Raw genomic sequence first — 22298 nt, 5'->3', positions numbered from 1 at the left:
AATTAAATATAGTAAATCAGGGCTATTTTTAAAAAATAAGTAGCTAAAATTTAGCTGGGCCTATTCATAATAGTGCACTTTAAGCTCAATTTTACATTAAAAATTTATTCCTTAGGGTTCACTAGAATTTCCACCCCCCTTTCACCTAGAATTTCTTCTAGATCTTCTTTTTCCACGACTTCTTTTTTTAAGAGCATTTGAGCTAGTTTTTCTAATTGGTCCCTATGCTCCAGCAAAAGATTTTTTGTTTTTTCATAGGCTGTTGTTACTAAATCCCGTACTTCTTTATCAATTAATTGAGCCATGCTCTCACTATAGGGTTTGCCCAATATGCGTTCATTTTGGCCCGAGGAATCATAAAAACTTATTGGACCAACTTCCTCGTCCAATCCGTAATAGGAAACCATATTATAGGCTTGTTTGGTTACCTTTTCCAAATCATCCAAAGCACCAGATGAAGGTTCTCCAAAAATAATTTCTTCGGCTGCGCGCCCACCTAAAGAAGCACAAATTTGGTCCATAAACTGTGACTTTGTAACAATTTGGCGTTCTTCTGGCAGGTACCATGCAGAACCCAGTGACTTCCCCCTGGGAATAATGGATACTTTAACCAAAGAATCCACATTTTTTAAATACCAGCTTGCCACGGCATGGCCTGCTTCGTGATAGGCAACAATTGTTTTTTCCTCCTGTGAAATAATTTTGCTCTTGCGTTCAATTCCGCCCACCACACGATCTCTTGCTTCCATGAAATCACTTTGTTCTACTTCTTTTTTCTTTTTACGGGCCGCGATCAAAGCTGCCTCATTGCACATATTGGCAATATCTGCTCCTGAAAATCCAGGACTAAGTGCGGCCAGAGTACCTAAATCAACTGTTTTTGCATATTTAAGGGGACGAACGTGAACTTTAAAAATTTCAATACGTTCTTCTTTTGTAGGAAGCTCTAAATAGATATGTCTATCAAATCTTCCTGGGCGTAACAAAGCTTTGTCCAGAATATCTGGCCGGTTGGTAGCCGCTAGGACAATCACACCTGTATTGGGGCCAAATCCGTCCAATTCTGTGAGCAATTGGTTGAGTGTACTTTCACGCTCATCATTTGCTTGAAATGCATTTATCTTACCGCGGGAACGTCCCACGGCATCAATCTCGTCAATGAAAATGATACTGGGGGCCTTTTCTTTGGCCTTTTTAAACAAATCACGTACTCTAGAAGCTCCAACACCAACAAACATTTCCACAAATTCCGAACCGGACATGGAGAAAAAAGGAACCTGGGCCTCCCCGGCTACAGCTCTAGCCATTAGTGTTTTTCCTGTTCCGGGAGGACCTACCAACATGACTCCTTTGGGAATTTTAGCCCCAAGTTTGGTATAGGTCTCTGGGTTTTTTAGAAAGTCGACCACTTCCATAACTTCCGTCTTGGCCTCCTTTAAGCCTGCAATATCATTAAAGGTTACAGAACTTTTAGCTCCTTTTTCGGTAAGCAAAGGGGTAGATTTTCCAAAGTTGAACAAAGAGCTGCCCGTATTTTTTCCCTTTCCCATTCTCCTAAGTAGGAACAGCCAAAAGAAAATAAAAAGCCCTAAAGGTAAAATCCATGATAGGATATTTCCCCAACCGGTTCTGTTTTCGTAGCTAATATCTATTTTGTCTTCTTGGGAAAAATCCATTTGGGCTTTTTGTACTTTTTCCTCAAACATTTCTACCGAGCCAATGGTTATGAAATAGTGGGGTCCATCTGTGGAACTGAATTTCCCTTTAAGAATTTCCTTGTATTTTGGGTCTTCTAGATGATCCTTTTTTATATATATTTCTGCTGTTTCTTTGTTGACCACTACTATTTTTTCAACATCATGCTGTGCCAACATGGTATGCTCAAAAACCGACCAACTGGTTTCTTTAAGGTTGGAAATGGGATTTAAGAACAAAGAAAAGAACAACACTGCGGCATATAGAAAAAAGTAAAACCATCCAAAACCATATCCTCCACTAGGAGATTTTGGATTGTTCTTTTTGAACCAATTGAACTTTTTATTTTTTTTGATGGGTTCTTTATTCATTTACTGGGATATGTTTGGATATTTTTTAAATACATAGTGTCCAACAAAAATATTTTAAGCAAAATGGTTTGGGAATGATATTAATCATACAATCCATATATTTTGCCAGTAAAGAGGAATAAGGGCCTAGGTTGAAATTATGGCAATGGTACAGGAACAAAAGAATCTAAAAATATCGGTATCAATTTTTATATGGAAAATGTTCTTATGTAGTTGAGAGTTACGACTCTGGTTATTATTGTGGAATTTTACCTGTTAATTCTATAACCTTACCTTTTCTTAGAATTGAGGATTTTATATTGCTGCCCGGTTTTAGACCTTGTACCAATTGCCATGCGCTCATTAGGTTATCTTCATTTGTCAAAGGAATGGTTTCTAGGGTCAATAGATATCACCTCCAACCAATAATTCTTCATCGTTAAGCGTCATTTTATAAAAACCACCTTGCAGTCCCATGGCATCACCTAATGAGAGGGGTGCTACCCTCTGTACCAATATGCCGGCCTTCTGTGGTAAATTTAAAACCTCTGCCAGGGACCCAGTAACAAAATAAGATTCTATACCTGTCCATACAGGTCGTTCTTCGCTCAGTAGTCTTTTAGCTATGTTGGAAGTAGCGGCAAAGGATATCCCTTGAAATCCTTGGGAATGACTTAAAATGAAACTGGCAATCCCTATAACTTCTCCCTTCATATTGAACAAGGGGCCACCAGAACTACCTTCATTAATTGCAGCATCGGTTTGAATAAATTCTGTTGTTACAAACCCACTCAGTACATGTTTTCGGGAGTATTTACCACTAACGTACCCTACGGATAGGGAGTGTCCCAATCCAAAAGGTGCGCCAATAACAAAGACTTGTTCACCAATTTTAACTTTATCGGAATCTGCCAAGGTAACCGGTGATAGCAAGGTACTTTTTGGTTTGGTAAGTTTAATAAGTGCAACATCTGCCATGGGATAGGAGTACATAACTTTAGCTGGAACCTCTTCACCATCTGAAAAAACCACAAGTATGGATGCTGCGGTTTGTACTACATGGGAGGCTGTCATGATATCTCCTTGTTCTGAAACAACAAATCCAGAACCAAGACCCTCCAGCGCAATCATTGTTTTTATTTTGCCATCTCCCATTATTTCTGGCTGGAGTGTTTTTATTAAAACTACAGATTTGTTGGCCTTATCATAAAGTTCACTAATATCTTGGGCAAAACTTAATGTTGCCCAAAAAAATCCAAGTATTAGAGTAATGTTTTTTGTTTTTTTCATTTTCAAAAATGTCTACACTATCGCAGGGTTTCTTCTTTAATTAGCCCAACTTTTAATGATTTTGCCAGGATACGCCAAACTTGTCCTTTAGCCATCCAGGATTACTCTCTTTTGCATCATGATCCGTAAGTTTATTCCAGAACTAATCTATTTCCTGTTGATTTTTAGATTCCACCACAAAGAATATGGCTTCATTAAAGGTGAAATTATGGGCTCTTGCACCCATCCATGGCCATTAATACTTTGTGGGGATCAATTACAAATTGGGAAAAAGGGAACCGTAAAATTCCGCAGCAACTTTTGTGTTGCCATCATACCAAATGCATGGATAAATGTTATTCCCATGGATACTAAGATACTACTATTTATTTTACATAAATACTCTCCGAAGGGCCTAAATAGGATTCTTTTAACCCACCAGTATCTATCACAAATTTTTGAAAAACAACCCCTGCATCCACCATCCAAATTTTTAGGGTGTGCGTACCACTTTTTATGTTGGGGTGGACAGATTGTTTTTTCTTGATATGGTCCGTTACCGAGTTGTTCCACCAGTCTGGGTATTCCCAATCCGGTACGGTTTCCCCTTCATGTATGTTGATGATCTGTGGTGCTTCATCATCTATGGCAATGGCATATTTTAGACCTTCGTTCTTTTGGTAATTTAGGGTAGGAGAGAGGTAGGTATCTATTTTTAGTTCCCCCTCGTTGAAAAGGGTAAATTCATATTCAATACGGGGAGTATTCTTGCCCAGTATTTGCCTTTCGGCATCGGCAGGCTCCATTGTTATGGCAGAATTGGTACGGCCCATGTTGGGAACTACGGTCCAGCTGATATTTTTTGAGTTGAATGTATTGCTAAAATGTGCAGCTTCAATAGAAACAACACCATTGTTCTCTACAAAACCGGAAACCTCTGGCAAATTATTTTTAAGGGGTACAGTAATGGTGAATTCATTCCCTGCACCAGAGAGAACAATTTCACCAGTTTCTTGACCTTTTGGGGCTTTGCTCCAGTCGATACTTACCCTAACTTTTTCATCGTATTGTATTGAGCCACTTTTAGAAGAAAGTTTGATCCAATCATTTTTAGCGGTTAGGGTATAGCTTAATTTTTCTTTACCCCTGTTAAAAATTTCCAAGTAGTAGTTTTGATCATTTATAGGGTCGAAAGGGGAAAAGCTTCTACTAAACAGACCAGAACGGTTCCAACGAGAGGTAACACCATTCTCCAGCACGTAACCCAATTGGGCAGAAGGTTCTATTTGAAGATAGGACACTTCGGGCATTTTGTTATAAGGTGGGTTGTTCCATGACCTATATCCAATATGGGTTTGGGACATCATGTGGTTCCATTTGCCATTTTCCATCTCTTCATGGTATTGGCGAACAAGTTCCGCATCCTTAAAGAATTTTTCTTTTACCACATCTGCATAATAGTTGGCCGATGCCCTGCCTTGATCACCATACAGCTTGTTTTTACCGGCAGCAATGTACATCTCATTTAGATTGCTGCTAATTTCCACAGGAAAAAGCACCAGTTGATAAAAAGCCGATTTATGGGTTTCTGGAAGTTTTTCATAGATATTTTTACTTCGGGCAAGTAGTTGGGTGTATTCCTCAAGGATTTTATCCGCTTCACGATAGTTTTGTAGGCTATAGGTATCTGGTTTCAACATTTCTGGCGTGCGGCGTGCGGCATACTTTGTAGAAAGGGATAAAATCTCTCCAATTTCTGTAGCAAGTTCATCACCAAATTGCTTTTTTACCCAGTTTTCATAATAGTTTGGTAAATCCTCTGCTTTTATGGCCTCTGGATCCCAGGCAAAATCCAGAAAGAAGCTAGTGGGCAGTTCCATGGGTTTAATATCCCCCACATTGACCAACCATAAATCTTTTACACCGCGTTCATAGGACAGGTTCATTTGTTCCCATACCTTTTCTATTTGCGTAACATTGAGCCATCTGTAGGATACAGGACCCCCAACAAAATCAAAATGGTAATACATTCCAAAGCCACCTTTATGGCTTAGGTCCTCTTTTTTTGGTAAGATGCGCACATTGCCCCAGTTATCATCACAGAAGAGAATCATGATATCATCATCTACCCGCATTCCCTTGTCATAATAATCTTGAACCTCTTTGTACAAAGCCCAAACCTGTGGAGTTTCTTCTGTAGGTTTTCCGGTAACATCGGCTATGATTTTACGTTGGTCCACTATAATGTTTTTCATTAGATCAACCACAGTTTCTTCACTCATGGCCTCATCACCATCTCCACGCATACCCAAGGTAACAATGCTTTCATGATTACCCATACGCTCTATACCAGCACGCCAAAACTCTTGTAGTTTTTCTTTGTTTGTTTCATAGTTCCAAGCCCCATCTTTATTACTGTCCCATTCTGCATGTGCCCGCATCATGGGTTCATGGTGGGTAGTGGAAATTACAATGCCGTATTCATCGGCCAATTGGGCATTTTCTGGATCATCTGTTACAAAAGAGCTGGGTTGCCACATGGCAGGCCATAGGTAATTGCCCTTATTTCTTAGAATTAATTCAAAAACGGTTTCGTAAAATTGATGGTTAAAGTCACCGAACTTTTCTTTTGCCCAGTTTCTCAGTGCCGGAGCTTCATCATTGATAAAGATTCCACGGTATTTTACTTTGGGCTCGCCCAGCGTGTGAATGCCGGAAGTAACGTGCAATTCGGTTTGTTTAACTATGGGCATATCTGCCCAATAATACCAAGGGTGAATGCCAATTTGTTCGGATAAATTATACATGCCATATATAGTACCACGTTTGTCACTCCCTGCAATGACCAATGCTCTCTTTACGCCTGGCATGGGATTTTTTACGGATAGGGTAATGAACTTTTCCCATTTGCCCTCCAATAGGGAAGCTTTTATTTTTCCTGATTCTACTAAAATGTTAATAAGGGGACTTTTGCCCAGAGTACCAATAATGACAATGGGACCACTATCGGAAATAGTGTCTTTAAAAAGATTGGGTCTGGTACCTGTGACTTTGTAGAGATCGTTCTGTAAATGCCCAGCAACTTTTTGAACTCCTGAAAAATCTGCAGAGCTCACCAATAAATTGACAGGTACCCCTTTGCTTGCCAACGGAAAACTTTTTTTAGTGGGTTCTTTGGTTACATAGTCGGTTTTATCTGATGCTGTTAATTGTGTAATGGCTGAAAGTACAAGAGAAAGAGTTAAACAGTATTTGATTTTCCTTAAAGGCAACAGCTTCATAATAATATAGTTAAATTGATTCATTCAAATATAACAAAACATTCCGCAATCGATTGCGTAGATGTGTTAAAAAGAGTGTGCAATGCCAGAACAATAGTTGTAAATACGATTGATATATTTTTTAAATAAAGTTGAAAGAATTTGGTTCAACTTTTCTATTTTTGCAATCCTACTTTCGGGATGTGGCGCAGTCCGGTAGCGTACACGGCTGGGGGCCGTGTGGTCGCAGGTTCAAATCCTGTCATCCCGACGAAGCGGAAAAGTGATTTGTAAAACAAGTCACTTTTTTTGTTTCCAGAAAATTGGAAACACAGTTTTTAAAATTGAATGGAAACAATAATAAGAATGGCATAAGCCATCACTTTTCCATTTGGACTGAGGGTTCACTAGGATTCTGTAAATCCTGTCATCCCGACGAAACGGAAAAGTGATTTGCAAAACAAGTCACTTTTTTTGTTTTTCTTCCCTTTATTATAATTGCCATGTAAAAAGTTTGAAGATCGGCGAATTGGGCTAATAGAAAATGCGCCAGCTCTCACTTACGCATTCTAACCAAACTACTTATTGAGAGAGAAAATCTCCTTCAATTGTATCTCATTAACTTTTCGATATAGTATGCTTATGCTTGAAGCAGTCCCTTTATGTCCTGTGATATTGGTTTGAACTCTTATAGACCAACCAAAACCCACTCATGGTCTTTAACCCTAATTACATATCCGCCACCGAGAATAACCAATACCGCTGTACCATTACGCACTGTGGCGTCTGGTACAAACGGTATTATTGATGGTTTATCATCATCACTGGTTTCATGGATAGCTTTTTATATGTGGCAACTTGTTTAATCAACCATCCAATCCGCTCGTTTTGCAAAATCAGCCTGAATTTCTTCTAGCCATTTTGAAACGCTTTCACGTCCAGGCCCATCATACCAATGATTCTTAGCTGGGTCACGTTGTTCATATTGCCCACCCCAACTTTCTTGATTGGGTTGGTCCGGGTCGTTTTTGCCATTTATGGCACTAATTAAGTGCAAAAATGTTGGTGTATCCCCCTCCTGCATGCCCGGAGGTTCTGGGTTAAAACCAGATCTGGGGTAAATGGCACCTAAAGGACCATGATTTTTTCTGATATTGGTATTGAGCCATTCCAAATTGCCCAATGGTGATTTTTGAGCGAACATTCCCCCATAGGTTTTTTGCGAAACGATCACGAACAAATTGGGAAAGTTGTCTAGCATCCACTGACCTGAACCATCTTGACCGGTCTTACTTCCTAAGCCTATCATAAAAATCCGCATTTTACTTAGAAATTTGTCCAATTCCTTAGGTGTTCTAGTCTGCTGCACTTTCCAAATGGCCTGGGCGACCTCTTGCGGACCACCCCAAACACCAATCCATACCGGTCTTGGGTCATCTTCATCTATAATTTTGATAATTGCTTCTGAACCATCACTATTCTTGCCCTCTCCAATAATTTCCTCAACAGGTTTTCCCCAGTTTCCGGAACGCCCTTGGTAGGTAACTGATTTTAAATGGTCTGCAGTTGGAAATTTTGGATTGTGTTTTCTAAGATTCTCATCAACTTCATCATACAAGTCCAAAATATCCAGAATATTTTGTTTGTTGGCGATATTGGCAAAAGTACCGGAAGAAGCTATTAAGGCCTCAACTTCTAAATCATTGGTGTATAAAAGAAAGCGAACCATAGATTGAATGTCATCAGGATCACTTCGTTTTTCAGCTGGACCATAACCCGCTCCGCCGGGGATGACGTCCAAAGGAGGGAAATCCGAAGACATAATAACACGATACGGTTTTTGTTCGGTAATTTCTTGTGTGGCCAAAGGTTTACAAGAACCTATGACGAGACATACTAATAGTAAGGGTTTAATAAGAGATTTCATTGTATTTTCTTTAATTATTATTCTACATGGATTACCATTCTACGGTATCGGGTCAATTTTGGTTCACCATTATCACTTACAACCAATAGTACGTGCAAGGTTTTTCCCGATGCATCTTTTGGCACCTTAAAAGTGGCCGTTTTTTGCGTAGGATTTTTAATATTCAGTGTTCCTTTATAGGAGCTTGGTTCGTGGTAGTACCTCCATTCATAATAAAGCTCATCACCGTCGATATCGCTGCTGCCTGTAGCATCTAAGGTGATTTTCTCTTTTGGTTTGACATGGACTTCCAAAAAGTTAAGACTTTCATCACCATTCAATACAGCTTTTGGAGGGTGGTTGGCTTCATCAAAATCCTTTATACACCAATCCATTCTTGCCTGAAAATCATTTTGAAATTCCCTTGCCCAACGGCTGATGGTATGCCCTAAACTGTCTTTTTTAATATTGGATTCAAGGTCAACCCATTGTGTGTCCGAGCCAGCTTGCTTTTGAAGGCGACCACCCCAGCCACCCCAATCTGGGTGTTCCATATAGCTTAATCCATTTGGGATTAAACCAAAGTAGGTCTCTGAATCGGCACCGCCTAGTTTCCCCCAGCGTATGGGACATAAGGCGCCCAAGGGGCCATGATTAAAACGCACATGGGTATCCAACCATTCTTTACTATGCAATTCTGGTGGGGCAGAATAAATAACACCACCTGTAGATACTAAATAAACCAAGTTTGGAAAGTTCTCTTGAATCCAAAGTCCCGTAGCGTCTTGATGACCCCACGCATACACCCTCAATTTGGATATGAATTTATTTAATTCTTCTTCACTTCTATCATTTCGTACTCTCCACAGTGCTTGCGCCAGCTCTACGGATAGTTTATTATTTAATTCGTTGATTGCAACCAACTGTTCGGCCTTCATGGGGCTAATTTGTTTTACACTAAGATATTCAAGCCTTACTTCCTTAGATTTGGATTTTCTGAAGTAATCTATTATCTAATACTTCATAGCTGTATGGAGATAAACTTTCATACAACCATTTACCTTGAAAGTTTTTCTGTTCCATAGATTAATAAAAATCTCCTGTATTATGTCCTCAACATCGTTCTTTGATTTAATTCTACTGTAACCTATGGCGTAAAGTGATTCCCAGTATTGTTCATAGAGTGCTACAAACTTCTTTCTACATATACTATTTTCGCTAATTTCATTTGGTGATATAACAGGGCCTATATAAGGATTTTGGCTTTTCATAGTAGAGTATTAAGATTTTGTTCCAAACCTTTAATTTTTCGGATTTATAAATTTAACCTCGCTTTTAACTTAAAACTAACCGAAAAATGAATTAAACTAGATGAATTCCGAGGTCCTTTAATTATTTTTTTTGTAACTTTTGTAACTTTTGTCAAATCTATGTTTATAGCGGTGTCTACATTTAAAGATTTGCAACATCTATAAGAAAGGCAATCGGAATCTAGAGATAGATTTGGAGTAAAATCTTAAAGTAGACTTTCGTGTTTTTAAAGACATCAAAAGTGTCATTGCATTATCAGATGTAAACGCTGCTTCAATTTTCTTCAATTTGATGGCATATATAGGTAAATGATAGATTTTAATATGAATATAACTGGTTTTTGTTTGTTTGCTAGTAGTAAATTGAACCGTTGAATATTCGACTCGTCCCTTGCGGAAATCTCTAATTTATAAGATTCTTAATAACAAATATATAGCAGCATATGAGTAAACCAATTAGCCTGGGTATTATAATAGGAAATAGAGATTTTTTCCCCGACAGTTTGGTGGAAAAAGCAAGAATTGAAATTCTTGACGTTTTTAAAAAACTTAACCTTAAATCGGTCTTGTTGGATACCACGGACACCAAACTTGCAGGTGTTGAAACTTTTAAAGATGCCCAAAAGTGTGCGGAACTGTTCAAAAGGCATAGTGAAGAAATTGCAGGGGTATTGGTCTTGTTGCCCAATTTTGGAGATGAAAAGGGAGTGGCCGACACCTTGAAACTGGCAAACTTGAATGTTCCTGTTCTCATTCAAGCATATCCAGATGAGCTTTCTAAAATGAACGTTATCAATAGACGTGATTCCTGGTGTGGTAAAATATCGGTCTGCAACAACTTATATCAATATGGAATCAAATATTCCTTGACCAGCAAACATGTTATGTCGCCTTCCGAAGAACTGTTCCAAAAAGATTTAATGGATTTCGTGGCGGTCTGTAGGGTAGTTAAGGGGTTGCGCAACGTTCGAATCGGAGCCGTGGGTGCAAGACCTGGAGCATTCAATACGGTTCGCTATTCAGAAAAAATTTTACAAAGAAATGGTATTACCGTTACTACGGTAGACCTATCCGAGATTCTCGGCAAAGCGGACAAACTCACAAAGGATGATACTGTGGTCAAACAACATTTGAAGGCTATAAATGCCTATGCCCCTAAAGGTAAAACCCCCGATGCGGCGATGATCCAAATGGCGAAATTGGACGTTGTGCTCAATCAGTTTGTGGAAGAATATGCACTGGATGCTACGGCAATACAATGCTGGACATCATTGCAACAGAATTTTGGGTGCAATGTATGTACAAGTATGAGCATTATGTCAGAGAACATGCTGCCATCTGCCTGTGAAGTAGATGTAACGGGAACCTTGAGTATGTATGCCATGCAGTTGGCTTCCGGTTCGCCAAGTGCTTTGGTCGATTGGAACAATAACTACGCCGATGACCTCAATAAATGTGTGCTATTTCATTGTGGCAATTGGGCAAAATCGTTCTTGCCCGATATCGAGATCAGTAATGCACCAATTTTAGGAACTTCTGTCGGAGTAGAAAATACCTATGGAGCATTGGATGGGCGTACCCCTGCAAATCCATTGACTTACGGTAGAATAAGTACCGATGACCCAAAAGGTATTATAAAGGCCTATATTGGGGAAGGCGAGCTGACAGATGACCCCTTGAAAACATTCGGTAATAGGGCGGTGGCCAAAATTGAAGACCTACAAGGATTAATGAATTATGTATGCAAGAATGGCTTTGAGCACCATGTTGTCATGAATGCATCCAAGACCGGTGCAATATTGAACGAAGCCTTAGGAAATTATATGGGCTGGGAAGTGTACAATCACAAATAGTTTAAGACATGACCGATAGAGAAATGAAGTTAAAATCAGTGTACCTAAGAAAAAGCCTTCTCAAGTACATCTATAAGGCAAAGGCGGGCCATACGGGCGGTAGCCTTTCGTGTACCGATATTCTCAATGTACTTTACAATCGTGTTTTGAACGTTGATCCGAAGAATTTCAAAAATCCCGATCGAGATCGCTATATTCAAAGTAAAGGACATTGTGTGGAAGCACTTTTTGTGACCTTGGCCAATCGTGGGTTCTTTCCGGAATCGGATTTGGAAACACTATGTCAATATCAATCGCATTATATAGGACATCCGACGAAAAAAGTAAACGGGGTTGAGCAAAATACTGGTGCCTTGGGCCATGGCCTTCCGATCTGCGTAGGGGAAGCAATTGCGGCAAAACTGGATAATAAAACACATCGCGTATTTACCTTATTGGGAGATGGAGAATTGCCCGAAGGTTCCAACTGGGAGGCCTTTCTATCCGCTTACCACTATAAATTGGATAACCTGTACGCCATTCTGGATTACAATAAGCAACAGATAACAGGGTCGAATGAGGAAGTGATGAACACCGGTTCTGTTCGTGATAAATTGGAAACTTTTGGCTGGTCAGTAAAAGAGGTCGATGGGCACGATCTAAAGGAATTGGAAGCAGCCTTGAACAACGGACCTTTTGAAACAGGAAAACCAAATTTTATTGTAGCGCATACTGTTAAAGGCAAGGGCGTAAGTTATATGGAAGGCAATATAAAATGGCATCATGGTGTACCCAGTCAAGAAGAGTATGAATTGGCTCAATCGGAATTAACAGAAGCGGAAGCTGAAATCTAGAGACCTATGCAGTTAGATAAGATACACGAAAAAGATTTAAAAATGGGAATAGCCAATCAAGTGGTTTTTTCAAAAACCCTTGAAGAATTGGCGGCTAATGATAAGGCGATTCTCGCAGTTACAAGTGATTCACGTGGCTCTGGAAAATTGGTGCCATTTGCTGAAAGATACCCGAAACAAATTGTGGAAGTGGGTATCGCGGAGCAAAATCTTGTTGGTGTGGCAGCAGGTCTGGCCTCGGCAGGCAAGAAGGCTTTTGCTGTATCTCCGGCCTGCTTTTTAAGTGCTAGGGCTCTAGAGCAGATAAAAAATGATGTTGCCTATTCTGATAATCCCGTAAAATTGATAGCTATAAGCGCCGGAGTGAGTTACGGCGCATTGGGTACCACACATCACAGTTTGCATGATTATGCAGCATTACGCTCCATTAATAATATGACGATTGTTGCTCCAGCCGATAATTTTGAAACCGAACATGCGGTGCGTAAAGCGGTGGAATTCAAAAAACCTATTTATCTCCGCCTGGGAAAAAAGCCAATGCCGTTTTTGAACGAAGCGGACCAAAGTTTTGAGTTCGGAAAAGGACGTGTTGTTAGAGAGGGTGAAGATTTAGCCATTATCGCTAATGGTGAAACGGTATATCCTGCATGGTTGGCAGCAAAAGCCCTGGAAGAAGAACATGGTATAAAAACTACGGTAGTAAGTATGCATACCATAAAGCCCTTGGATACCAATTTATTGGAAGATATTGCTGTGAACGGTAGGCCTATACTAACTGTTGAGGAACATATGGTCAACGGAGGTTTGGGCGAGGCCTGTGCTTCCTTTCTATTTCAAAACAGATATAAAAATCCATTTAAGATTGTTGGTATTCCAGATGAATATACTGTAACAGGATCACAGGTTGAAATCTTCAATCATTATGGGATTTCAGGCTCTGGATTGAAGGAATCTGCATTAGAACTAATTAACAGTAAAAAATAACCGGATGAAAAAGTTCAAACTAAAAACCGTTATAATTTTCATTTTAATGATTGGAATACTGCCCGTACAGTCACAATATTTTAACCAAAAACCAAGAGTATTCGTTCTTACGGACATTGAAAATGAACCGGATGACGCTCAATCATTAGTCCGGTTTTTGACATACTCCAATATGTGGGATGTTGAGGGGATAGTTGCGACTACCTCTTGTTGGCAAAGGGATAAAACGGCGGAATGGCGTATACATGAAATAGTGGACGCTTATGGAAAGGTAAGAGACAATCTGGAAAAACATGAATCGGGATATCCTGAATACGGATACCTCAAAGGCATCATAAAAAAAGGAGTTCCAAAATTTGGGATGGCCGGGGTTGGCGAAGGGCAAGATTCTGAAGGATCAGAGTGGTTGATAAAGGCATTGGAAAAGGATGATGACCGCCCGCTATATGTTCAGGCTTGGGGTGGTGCCAATGTTTTGGCACAGGCGCTCTGGAAGATGGAACGTACCAAAACTAAAGCCGAACTGGATAAAATCATTTCAAAAATCAGAGTGTACACCATTTCGGACCAAGACGATACAGGCCCTTGGATTCGCAACAATTTTCAAGAAATTTTCTATGTTGTTAGTCCTGGTTATGAAGAAAACGGTGGAGGACAATATCATCTCGCTACATGGACCGGAATTTCGGGAGATAAATTCCATGGGCGTTTCGTAGGTCCTGATTTTTCGATTGTTGACAATCCGTGGCTTGATGAACATATTAGAAATAACCACGGGCCCTTAGGTGCAGAGCATCCACATACGGAATACTTGATGGAAGGTGACACTCCTTCGTTTCTTGGCCTGGTCAACAATGGTCTTAACAATCCCGAACACCCTAATTATGGCGGTTGGGGCGGCAGGTATGAGTTATATATTCCTCCTTTTAAAAAATACATGTACGAACCCGAATTACGGCCAATCTGGACCGATGCCGATGATGAGGTATATGGTCCAGCCACAAAATCAAATCATACAAGCAACCAAGCTACAATCTGGCGATGGAGGGAAGCCTATCAGAATGATTTTGCGGCACGTATCGATTGGAGCAATACCTCTGATTTTAAGAAAGCTAATCATCCTCCTATTGCAAAATTAGATCATCCAAACGAGTTGCTCGTGCATTCCGGTGACAAGGTAACCTTAAGTGCTGGGGGTTCAACGGATCCCGATGGCAACAACCTAGCTTACAATTGGATGCTTTATAAAGAAGTCGGTACTTTGAACATTAGCAGAGGCGGCCTCGAGTTTAAGGATGCCAATGCGCAAGTCACAAGTTTTGAAGCACCAAAAACCGATAAGGTAAAGACCATGCATATTATTCTGAGCGTTACCGACGAGGGTGCTCCAAGTTTAACACGTTACCAAAGGGTAATTGTCAATATAATGCCCAAAGTTAAATGAGAAAAAACATAGTCTATTTAATAGTAATTTTAATACTGTCTTTTACAGGTTGTAATTCTCGAACAGATAAGGCACACGAACTGAAAAAAATGGCGGTGGTAATTTCTACTTTAAATAATCCTTGGTTTGTGGTGTTGGGTGAATCAGCAGTAGAAAGGGCCAAAGAACTAGGTTATGAAGCCACCATTTTTGATTCGCAGAACAACACTTCAAAAGAAGCCGAACATTTTGAAAATCTGATTGCAGCGGGATACGATGCTATTTTGTTTAATCCCACCGATTCCGAAGGTTCCGTATCCAATGTAAAACGGGCAAAACAAGCAAATTTGCCCACTTTTTGTATGGATAGGGAAATTAACTCCTTGGATGTGGCCACCTCTCAAATAACCTCCGATAATTTTTCAGGATGCGTTGCGCTTGGGGAATATTTTGTTCGAAAACTAAACAAAAAAGGGAAATACGTTGAGCTATTGGGTTTGGTCGGCGACAACAACACTTGGAACCGTTCTAAAGGTTTTCATAGTGTGGTAGATTATTTTCCCGAACTTGAAATGGTAGCACAGCAAAGTGCCGATTTTGACCGGAGCAAGGCTATGGAAGTGTTGGAATCCGTGATGCAATCGAACCCTGATATTGATGCTGTATTCTGTGGAAACGATGCCATGGCCATGGGCGCCTATCAGGCCTTGATCGCAGCTGGAAAGGCAGATAGCGTAATGGTTTTCGGATTTGATGGTGCTAAAGATGTCATGGATGCCATTAAGGATAAAAAAATAGTGGCCACTGCCATGCAATCGCCCAGGCAAATGGCGTTTACCGCAGCAGAAATGGCAGATGAATTCTTAAAGGGGAAACGGGATTTTAGTAAAAAAACACCCCTACAGGTAAAAGTAGTTACCCAAGAAAATATCGATGAGTTTGGTGCTTATGGTTCAGATAATTGATTATGAATAAAGTATTAAAATATAGCATATTGGTTGTGGTTCTCGGACTTGCCCTTTACAATTCCGTCAATATTGAACCGTTGGATCAAATCAAAAAGAGCAAAAGTGACTTGGTATTCAATGCAGCTTCCTATGCCACCGATTTTATGTCCAACAAAATTGAAACGTTGCCTGCGATCAATGCTTCCAATTTTTTGGGCAACATCTCCGATGACCTCGAAAATTATACTAAACAAAAAGGGAAAAAACTGGGCATCAGCGATGAGTATAGTTTTATCATCGAAGGTGAAGCAAGGATAACCGAAATCGAAGAGGAGTACGTTACGGTTCTGCTCGAAGAAAACCAAGAACTGAGAATTTCGACCGAATTTATATTCGGTAATGCCATTCGAGATGGCAGCGGAATGGCCAATATCGATGATTATCAAAACACGATGGATTTCAATTCCATTTCCGTTGAATTGAACAATATTGTCCGTGAAACCGTTGTGCCGTCCTTTAAGAAGAAAGCAAAAATTGGGGATATCTTATATTTTAAGGGAGCCGTTACAATTGATATTGCAGACACACAAATAAATGGGATTAAAGTGATTCCAATGATCATTAAATTCAGCGACTAAATTGGAGAATCTATCCGACATATTATTTGAGGCCCAAGGCATTACCAAAAGATTCGGCGGGGTTACCGCATTGGATACAGTTAACCTGAAAGTGCACACAGGCAAGGTCAATGTCATTGTTGGTGAAAATGGTGCCGGTAAATCTACTTTGATGAAAATTTTGTCAGGAGTGTATCCTGACTACGAGGGCAAGCTCCTTTTCAACAATGAAGAGGTTCATTTCAATAGTCCGAAAGAGGCTATGCAAAAAGGAATTGCCATTATCCATCAAGAATTGAACCTGATTCCCTATTTGACTATCGCACAGAATATCTTTTTAGGCAGGGAGATCCGAAATGTATTTGGGCTTCTCGATTCAAAATTGATGCGCTACAAAACCAAGGAACTTTTGACACGGTTGGATTGCAATTTAAATCCAAGCACATTAGTCTCCGAACTAAGGGTGGGCGAACAACAATTGGTTGAAATAGCAAAGGCCTTACTAGGTGAGGCAAAAGTCGTGATTATGGATGAGCCAACGTCGGCCATTTCCGACTCGGAGGTCGAGTCTTTATTCAAAATTATTGCCTCCTTGAAAGAGCAGAACGTGTCCATTTTATATATCTCCCACAAATTGGATGAGCTCTTATTGATCGCAGACCACTTCATTGGGCTGAGGGATGGAAAAATGGTAGGGACCATTGAAAATTCCGCCCACGCCAAAAAGGATGACCTCATTCGTTTGATGGTCGGACGGGATATTAAAAATGTGTTTCAAAAAGAGAAAGTACCCTTAGGGGAAGAAGTGCTAAGAGTTGAAAAAATGAGCCTGCCAAGAAAGTTTGATAAAAGGAGTTATGTCTTTAAGGATATCGATTTTAGTGTAAAAAAGGGGGAAGTCCTCGGAATTTTCGGACTGATGGGGGCAGGGAGAACCGAGCTTTTGGAAACCATTTTTGGATTACACCCCAATCTAATGTCGGGATCCGTATATATTGAAAATAAAGAAGTTAAGTTACGATCCGTCATGGATGCCATTAGAAATGGAATGGGCCTGGTGCCTGAAGACAGAAAGAAAGATGGTCTAGTCTTGCAGATGGAAATAACCAAGAATGTAAGTATGGCAAGCGTTGGGCAAGTCGTAAAGAACGGATTAGTGAGTTCAAAATCAGAAGCCAGCTTGTCGAAGAAATATATCGAGGCGTTAAAGATAAAGACCCCTTCAGTAATGCAGTTTACGAAAAACTTAAGTGGTGGGAATCAGCAGAAAGTAGTGCTTGCAAAGTGGTTGGCGACGAATCCTAAAGTCCTGTTTCTTGATGAGCCTACAAGAGGAATCGATGTGAACGCCAAAAATGAAATCTACCATCTGATCAATTCGTTGGCAAAAAAGGGATTGGGTCTTGTTGTTGTTTCTTCTGAACTACCGGAAATATTGGCTATTGCCGATCGCATTTTGGTCTTAAGTGATACTAAAATAAATGCCGAATTAAATCAAGAAAATGCCAGTGAAGAACTGCTTATGCAAGCTGCAATATTATAAAGAACAAGCAAGAATATAACCAAAATGACCAATGTTAAAAGTACCTTGTTGAAATTCCAGTCCATTATCGCTCTTGTGGCTTTATGTATTGTATTGACTATACTTTCCGATAAATTTCTGACACCCGAGAACGGATGGAATATTATGCGACAGATTTCAATCAATGTCTGTATTTCGGTAGGGATGACCTTGGTAATCCTTACCAAAGGCATCGACCTTTCTGTAGGATCTATGCTTGCTTTTGCAGGAGCCATTACAGCGGGTTTACTAAAAAACGGAATAGCGATTCCATCGATGAACATCTTATTGGAGTTTACTGTTTTCGGAGCCATTTTCGCCGGGTTAATGGTTGGGGGTGGGCTTGGAACCTTTAATGGGTGGATGATTACAAGATTCAAAGTTCCCCCTTTTGTAGCCACACTGGCGATGTTGACCATTGCCAGGGGGGCCACAATGTTATGGACAGGGGGTTTTCCCATAACTGGTTTCGGAGACACTTTTGCATTTATAGGAACGGGGTGGTTCTTGGGCATTCCCATGCCGGTTTGGATTATGGCCATGGTAGTTGCCATTGCCATTGTAATCACTAAGAAAACGGTCTTCGGCAGGCACATTTATGCCGTTGGCGGTAATGAGAGTGCCGCGCGTTTATCGGGCATCAATATTAATAAGGTAAAAGTCTGGGTGTACGCCATTGCTGGCATTTTGTCCGCTGTAGGCGGTATTATTCTCATTTCTCGATTAGATTCGGCCCAACCCAATGCAGGTATGAGTTACGAACTGGATTCTATTGCAGCTGTTGTCATTGGGGGCACTTCATTATCGGGAGGCAGGGGTTCCATTATGGGCACCGTGCAAGGGGCTTTGATCATTGGGGTTTTGAATAGTGGTTTGGTTTTGTTGAACGTATCCCCCTTTTGGCAACAAATCATCAAAGGATTCGTCATATTATTTGCTGTGATCATGGATCGTTTAAACCATCCGAACGAGGATTAGTTAATCAAAAAACAGTATTTTGACCAATATGACAACATCTTATATTTTAGCTATTGATCAGGGTACTAGCGGTACTAAAGCGATTATTTTTGATCAAGAAGGGAAACTTGTTACCAAGGCCAGCGTGCCTTTGGCTTCCTATTACCCAAAACCCGAATTTGTTGAACAAGATCCTGAGGAAATTTATCAAAATGTGATTGATGCGGTTGCTCATTGTCTTCGCGAATTTGAGCAACAATATCCAGGGCATAAGGAAAAAATAGTTAGCTGTGGTATATCTAACCAAAGAGAGACCTTTGTACTTTGGGATGAACACGGTCATCCTCTGTGCAATGCCGTGGTCTGGCAATGCAAACGCTCTATTGCAATTTGCAATGGACTTCAGGAAGAAGGAATGGAAGCCGAAATATCGACCAGAACCGGATTAAAAATTGACCCCTATTTTTCTGGAACCAAGCTCATTTGGCTCTATAAGAACAACAAAACAGTAAAACTTGCCATTGATGAAGGGCGGTGTCATTTCGGAACAGTCGATACATGGCTGCTATACAAACTTACCAATGGTGCGATGTATGCGACTGATATGACCAATGCTTCTCGCACCTTACTTTTTAATATTTCGGATCTTAAATGGGATACCCTAATACTGGAAAATTTTGGTCTTTCGAAATTAAAAATGCCAGAAATAAAGTGCTCCTCAGCACAATTTGGTACTACTACTTTAACTAATCATTTTATAGAAGGGATTCCTATAACAGGACTTATTGGTGACTCCCATGGCGCCGCATTCGGAGAAAGGTGCTTTAGCCCAGGAACCGCAAAGGCTACTATGGGAACAGGTTCGTCTGTTTTATGGAATACAGGGAACAATCTAGTACGGTCGGAAAAAGGAATGGTTACCACCATCTGCTGGAGTATAGAGGGTAGAGTCGACTATGCCTTAGAGGGTGTGATCGTGAGCTGCGGCGCCACCATTGAATGGCTTAAAAATCAATTGGAACTTTTTGAGAACAGTGCTGAGACAGGACAAATGGCCACCAGCTTGACCAGTAATGAAGGAGTTTATTTAATTCCAGCCTTTAGCGGCCTTGGGGCACCCCACTGGCAAATGGATTGGAAAGCTTCAATTCATGGGATTACCTTCAAAACGGACAAAACACATTTTGTACGGGCTGCATTGGAATCCATTGCCTATCAGATCAAGGATGTTATATCCGTAATGGAAACTGAGAGCAATATTATACTGAACGAATTAAATGTTGACGGAGGTATTTCGGCCAATTCTTTTCTAATGCATTTCTTGACCGATTTATTAGGAACTAAGGTAGTCAATATTGGTATTGCAGATGTTTCGGCATTAGGGGTAGCCTTTATTGCTGGCTTGGGTGCGGGACTCTGGAAAGACTTAGACGATTTGCCCAAACCAATGGAAAATTTACAAGTTTATAAACCTTCTTCAAAAAATGATCTCGTTAAAAAGAGCTATGAAGGTTGGCTAAAAATAATGAACGAAAGAAAATTGACGATATAGTTTATCTTTTCAAAAACTATGTACTAAATTCTTTCCGAAAATCCCTTGGGGTCATATCGCTAAATTTTCTAAAAGTTGCGTTGAATCTACTAATTGAGTTAAACCCTGATTCATAGGCAATTGAAGTTATCGAATCTTGGGTAATGCTTAACTTTCGTTTGGCATACAATACCCTTTGTTCCAGTAAATAATCAGAAATAGTATAACCAAATGCTTTTTTGAATATGACGTTGGCGTAGTCTGGGTGTAATTCCACGGCCTTAGCTACATCTATGACTTTAATTGGACTATTAAAGTTTTTGGCGATATAGACAGCTATTTTTTCAACCAAATTTATCGGGAGCGGCTCAACCTTTTCGATAGAAGAAGTGGCATTCATTGTTCGGTAAGCAAACCGCTTTAAATACGCCTCGATTTCTAGACTACAAATTTCCTTCAGAACCTCCGTGTCCCTATTAAGTTCATTGGCCCAACGTTTGAATATTTGATTTGCTAAAACAGGATTTGAAGGTTTGTAAGTCGTAGCCTTGAGTTCGCCTCGAAAGAGCATGTCCAAAAATCGCTTTGGGAGATTCCAACTGAGCAAAGTGGAAAAAGGAATTGTAATTACGTGGTAAGGAGCGTCATTGGAAAAATCAACAATCTGATGTGGAAACAATGCCCAAAAAACAATCATCCTACCTTTTTTGATTTTAAATTTTTGGTCATGAATCAAATAAGACAATGATCCTTCTGGCAAATAGTTGATTTCAATCTCATTATGCCTATCCGGCCTTTCCATTATCTTGGGCTGCCATAACTCACATGTCAAGCCGTATGGCTTTAAGTCCTGCCTGTTTTCATCGAATTTCTTTAGCATGTCGTAAAATGATAGATTATAACGTAAATGTAAGTCATATCTATTTAAATACTAGTAATAATAGATGGCTATAGTTCATAATAATATGAAGAGCGACTTAATTTCTATTAGTAGATTATACTACTGAAATTTGGATAACAGTATGGAATTTTAAGTTAGGTAAGGTTACACCTAGAGTTATATTTTACCTGTCCAAAAGATTTAATACAATGCTCCGCATAATTATTTATAGTCTTTTCAAAATAGCAATAGCGCCAATCAGGATAACTACCACATACGACAGTTGTATAAAACGGCCATTTTACGGCACAATTTTTTATGAAAAAGTTTAGATAGCGGTTAATTGCAAACCATATTTTAAGTAATTTCATTAAATTTATATTGCAAAAACATCTATAAGTTTTGCCTCTGGATGTGCTGTTTTAAATGCAGTTTAAAGTTCGGTTAATAAGTTTTTCAAATTAGTGTAAAATATTGACTGTTAAAATTTTGTGTATACCATTTTCTTTCTGTCATCCCGACGAAACGGAAAAGTGATATGTAAAACAGGTCACTTTTTTTGTTTCCACCAATTCTTGTTTTACAAGACTATCGCAAACAGAAATAGTAGTATAGGCATTTTAGGACAATGACATTTATCATATGAGCCTAAAAGAGAGAAAATTATATTTGGGTAATTGAAACAATAATGAAAAGAACAATTGCCCTTACTGTAAATTCGACTATCAATAAAAGCAATACCATTGCCAGGAATGCACTCAATAAGAAATTGAGCTGTGCTGAGCCCATTTTTGAAACTACTAAAAATGGAATAACTATTTCAAAAGGAAGAGAAGAACGTGGTGAAAAGGAAGATGCAGCTATACTCTATGAATGGATAGGTTCCAGTTCTAATAATCTTAAAAAAATTCAAGTATTTTAA

17 protein-coding genes, 1 tRNA gene and 1 pseudogene are annotated in these 22298 nt (G+C 39.7%); 11 read left to right on the top strand and 8 right to left on the bottom strand.

The features are described 5' to 3' along the window. Positions 1-104: 104 nt before the first annotated feature. The 4 genes and pseudogenes from ftsH to GGR42_RS13300 all read right to left on the bottom strand — a co-directional run bounded on the left by ftsH (position 105) and on the right by GGR42_RS13300 (position 6595). Positions 105-2066 carry an ATP-dependent zinc metalloprotease FtsH gene (ftsH, locus tag GGR42_RS13320; protein ID WP_167965033.1) on the bottom strand — a complete coding sequence of 654 codons (1962 nt, stop codon included), beginning with the start codon at positions 2064-2066 and terminating at the stop codon, positions 105-107. Positions 2067-2447: 381 nt separating this feature from the next. Then, positions 2448-3335 (bottom strand): S1C family serine protease, encoded by an 888-nt coding sequence (locus GGR42_RS13315; protein ID WP_167965031.1) that lies wholly within the window; start codon positions 3333-3335, stop codon positions 2448-2450. Positions 3336-3387: 52 nt separating this feature from the next. Next, positions 3388-3465 (bottom strand): annotated as a pseudogene (locus GGR42_RS16995) (VOC family protein); the annotation flags it as partial. Between the two features lie 235 nt (positions 3466-3700). Then, on the bottom strand, positions 3701-6595 hold the full coding sequence (locus tag GGR42_RS13300) for a glycosyl hydrolase 115 family protein (RefSeq protein ID WP_167965029.1): 2895 nt from the start codon (positions 6593-6595) through the stop codon (positions 3701-3703). A 176-nt stretch (positions 6596-6771) separates the two neighbouring features. Here GGR42_RS13300 and GGR42_RS13295 point away from each other — a divergent pair. After that, positions 6772-6845: transfer RNA gene (locus GGR42_RS13295), tRNA-Pro, on the top strand. Positions 6846-7436: 591 nt separating this feature from the next. Here the strand turns inward: GGR42_RS13295 and GGR42_RS13290 are convergent. The 3 genes from GGR42_RS13290 to GGR42_RS13280 all read right to left on the bottom strand — a co-directional run bounded on the left by GGR42_RS13290 (position 7437) and on the right by GGR42_RS13280 (position 9751). Further along, positions 7437-8501: a DUF1593 domain-containing protein gene (locus GGR42_RS13290; protein WP_167965027.1), complete on the bottom strand. Its 1065-nt coding sequence runs from the start codon at positions 8499-8501 to the stop codon at positions 7437-7439. Positions 8502-8518: 17 nt separating this feature from the next. After that, the gene (locus GGR42_RS13285; RefSeq protein ID WP_167965025.1) at positions 8519-9418 is read right to left on the bottom strand and encodes a nucleoside hydrolase-like domain-containing protein; all 900 of its coding nucleotides are present in this window, start codon (positions 9416-9418) and stop codon (positions 8519-8521) included. Between the two features lie 75 nt (positions 9419-9493). Beyond that, complete coding sequence (locus GGR42_RS13280) at positions 9494-9751, bottom strand: RNA polymerase sigma factor (RefSeq protein WP_167965022.1); 258 nt, start codon at positions 9749-9751, stop codon at positions 9494-9496. Positions 9752-10233: 482 nt separating this feature from the next. Between GGR42_RS13280 and GGR42_RS13275 the strand changes: the two genes are divergently transcribed. From GGR42_RS13275 to GGR42_RS13235, 9 genes are read left to right on the top strand one after another with little or no spacing between them, the layout of a single operon-like run. Beyond that, entirely contained in the window at positions 10234-11643 is a 1410-nt protein-coding gene (locus GGR42_RS13275; protein ID WP_167965020.1) for an L-fucose/L-arabinose isomerase family protein, read from the top strand. Between the two features lie 8 nt (positions 11644-11651). Further along, positions 11652-12476, top strand: a complete 825-nt coding sequence (locus GGR42_RS13270; protein ID WP_167965018.1) for a transketolase — start codon at positions 11652-11654, stop codon at positions 12474-12476. A gap of 6 nt (positions 12477-12482) precedes the next feature. Then, complete coding sequence (locus GGR42_RS13265; protein WP_167965016.1) at positions 12483-13460, top strand: transketolase family protein; 978 nt, start codon at positions 12483-12485, stop codon at positions 13458-13460. A 4-nt stretch (positions 13461-13464) separates the two neighbouring features. Beyond that, positions 13465-14904, top strand: a complete 1440-nt coding sequence (locus tag GGR42_RS13260) for a DUF1593 domain-containing protein (RefSeq protein WP_167965014.1) — start codon at positions 13465-13467, stop codon at positions 14902-14904. Beyond that, positions 14901-15848: a D-ribose ABC transporter substrate-binding protein gene (locus GGR42_RS13255; RefSeq protein ID WP_167965012.1), complete on the top strand. Its 948-nt coding sequence runs from the start codon at positions 14901-14903 to the stop codon at positions 15846-15848. Before GGR42_RS13260 ends, GGR42_RS13255 begins: the two co-directional genes overlap by 4 nt. Before the next feature lie 2 nt (positions 15849-15850). Then, on the top strand, positions 15851-16468 hold the full coding sequence (locus tag GGR42_RS13250) for a DUF2291 family protein (protein ID WP_167965010.1): 618 nt from the start codon (positions 15851-15853) through the stop codon (positions 16466-16468). 1 nt (position 16469) lies between these two features. After that, positions 16470-17990, top strand: coding sequence for a sugar ABC transporter ATP-binding protein (locus tag GGR42_RS13245; RefSeq protein WP_167965008.1), 1521 nt, complete (start codon positions 16470-16472; stop codon positions 17988-17990). A 24-nt stretch (positions 17991-18014) separates the two neighbouring features. Then, on the top strand, positions 18015-18986 hold the full coding sequence (locus GGR42_RS13240) for an ABC transporter permease (protein WP_167965006.1): 972 nt from the start codon (positions 18015-18017) through the stop codon (positions 18984-18986). Positions 18987-19014: 28 nt separating this feature from the next. Beyond that, complete coding sequence (locus tag GGR42_RS13235) at positions 19015-20517, top strand: FGGY family carbohydrate kinase (RefSeq protein ID WP_167966374.1); 1503 nt, start codon at positions 19015-19017, stop codon at positions 20515-20517. Between the two features lie 16 nt (positions 20518-20533). Here the strand turns inward: GGR42_RS13235 and GGR42_RS13230 are convergent, their stop codons facing one another. Further along, complete coding sequence (locus tag GGR42_RS13230) at positions 20534-21376, bottom strand: helix-turn-helix domain-containing protein (protein WP_167965004.1); 843 nt, start codon at positions 21374-21376, stop codon at positions 20534-20536. A gap of 688 nt (positions 21377-22064) precedes the next feature. Here GGR42_RS13230 and GGR42_RS13225 point away from each other — a divergent pair. Continuing rightward, entirely contained in the window at positions 22065-22298 is a 234-nt protein-coding gene (locus GGR42_RS13225; protein ID WP_167965002.1) for a hypothetical protein, read from the top strand.

This window comes from Saonia flava (assembly GCF_011927795.1).
Lineage (GTDB): Bacteria > Bacteroidota > Bacteroidia > Flavobacteriales > Flavobacteriaceae > Saonia > Saonia flava.
Note: the sequence above shows the minus strand (reverse complement) of the source record. Positions and strands in the feature narration are given on the sequence as shown.

Coding starts and splice junctions, on each gene's coding strand:
- GGR42_RS13250 (WP_167965010.1), top strand. CDS start 15,851: ATGAATAAAGTATTAAAATATAGCATATTGGTTGTGGTTCTCGGACTT.
- GGR42_RS13255 (WP_167965012.1), top strand. CDS start 14,901: ATGAGAAAAAACATAGTCTATTTAATAGTAATTTTAATACTGTCTTTT.
- GGR42_RS13270 (WP_167965018.1), top strand. CDS start 11,652: ATGACCGATAGAGAAATGAAGTTAAAATCAGTGTACCTAAGAAAAAGC.
- GGR42_RS13280 (WP_167965022.1), bottom strand. CDS start 9,751: ATGAAAAGCCAAAATCCTTATATAGGCCCTGTTATATCACCAAATGAA.
- GGR42_RS13285 (WP_167965025.1), bottom strand. CDS start 9,418: ATGAAGGCCGAACAGTTGGTTGCAATCAACGAATTAAATAATAAACTA.
- GGR42_RS13275 (WP_167965020.1), top strand. CDS start 10,234: ATGAGTAAACCAATTAGCCTGGGTATTATAATAGGAAATAGAGATTTT.
- GGR42_RS13240 (WP_167965006.1), top strand. CDS start 18,015: ATGACCAATGTTAAAAGTACCTTGTTGAAATTCCAGTCCATTATCGCT.
- GGR42_RS13225 (WP_167965002.1), top strand. CDS start 22,065: ATGAAAAGAACAATTGCCCTTACTGTAAATTCGACTATCAATAAAAGC.
- GGR42_RS13265 (WP_167965016.1), top strand. CDS start 12,483: ATGCAGTTAGATAAGATACACGAAAAAGATTTAAAAATGGGAATAGCC.
- GGR42_RS13260 (WP_167965014.1), top strand. CDS start 13,465: ATGAAAAAGTTCAAACTAAAAACCGTTATAATTTTCATTTTAATGATT.
- GGR42_RS13230 (WP_167965004.1), bottom strand. CDS start 21,376: ATGCTAAAGAAATTCGATGAAAACAGGCAGGACTTAAAGCCATACGGC.
- GGR42_RS13235 (WP_167966374.1), top strand. CDS start 19,015: ATGACAACATCTTATATTTTAGCTATTGATCAGGGTACTAGCGGTACT.
- GGR42_RS13290 (WP_167965027.1), bottom strand. CDS start 8,501: ATGAAATCTCTTATTAAACCCTTACTATTAGTATGTCTCGTCATAGGT.
- GGR42_RS13300 (WP_167965029.1), bottom strand. CDS start 6,595: ATGAAGCTGTTGCCTTTAAGGAAAATCAAATACTGTTTAACTCTTTCT.
- ftsH (WP_167965033.1), bottom strand. CDS start 2,066: ATGAATAAAGAACCCATCAAAAAAAATAAAAAGTTCAATTGGTTCAAA.
- GGR42_RS13315 (WP_167965031.1), bottom strand. CDS start 3,335: ATGAAAAAAACAAAAAACATTACTCTAATACTTGGATTTTTTTGGGCA.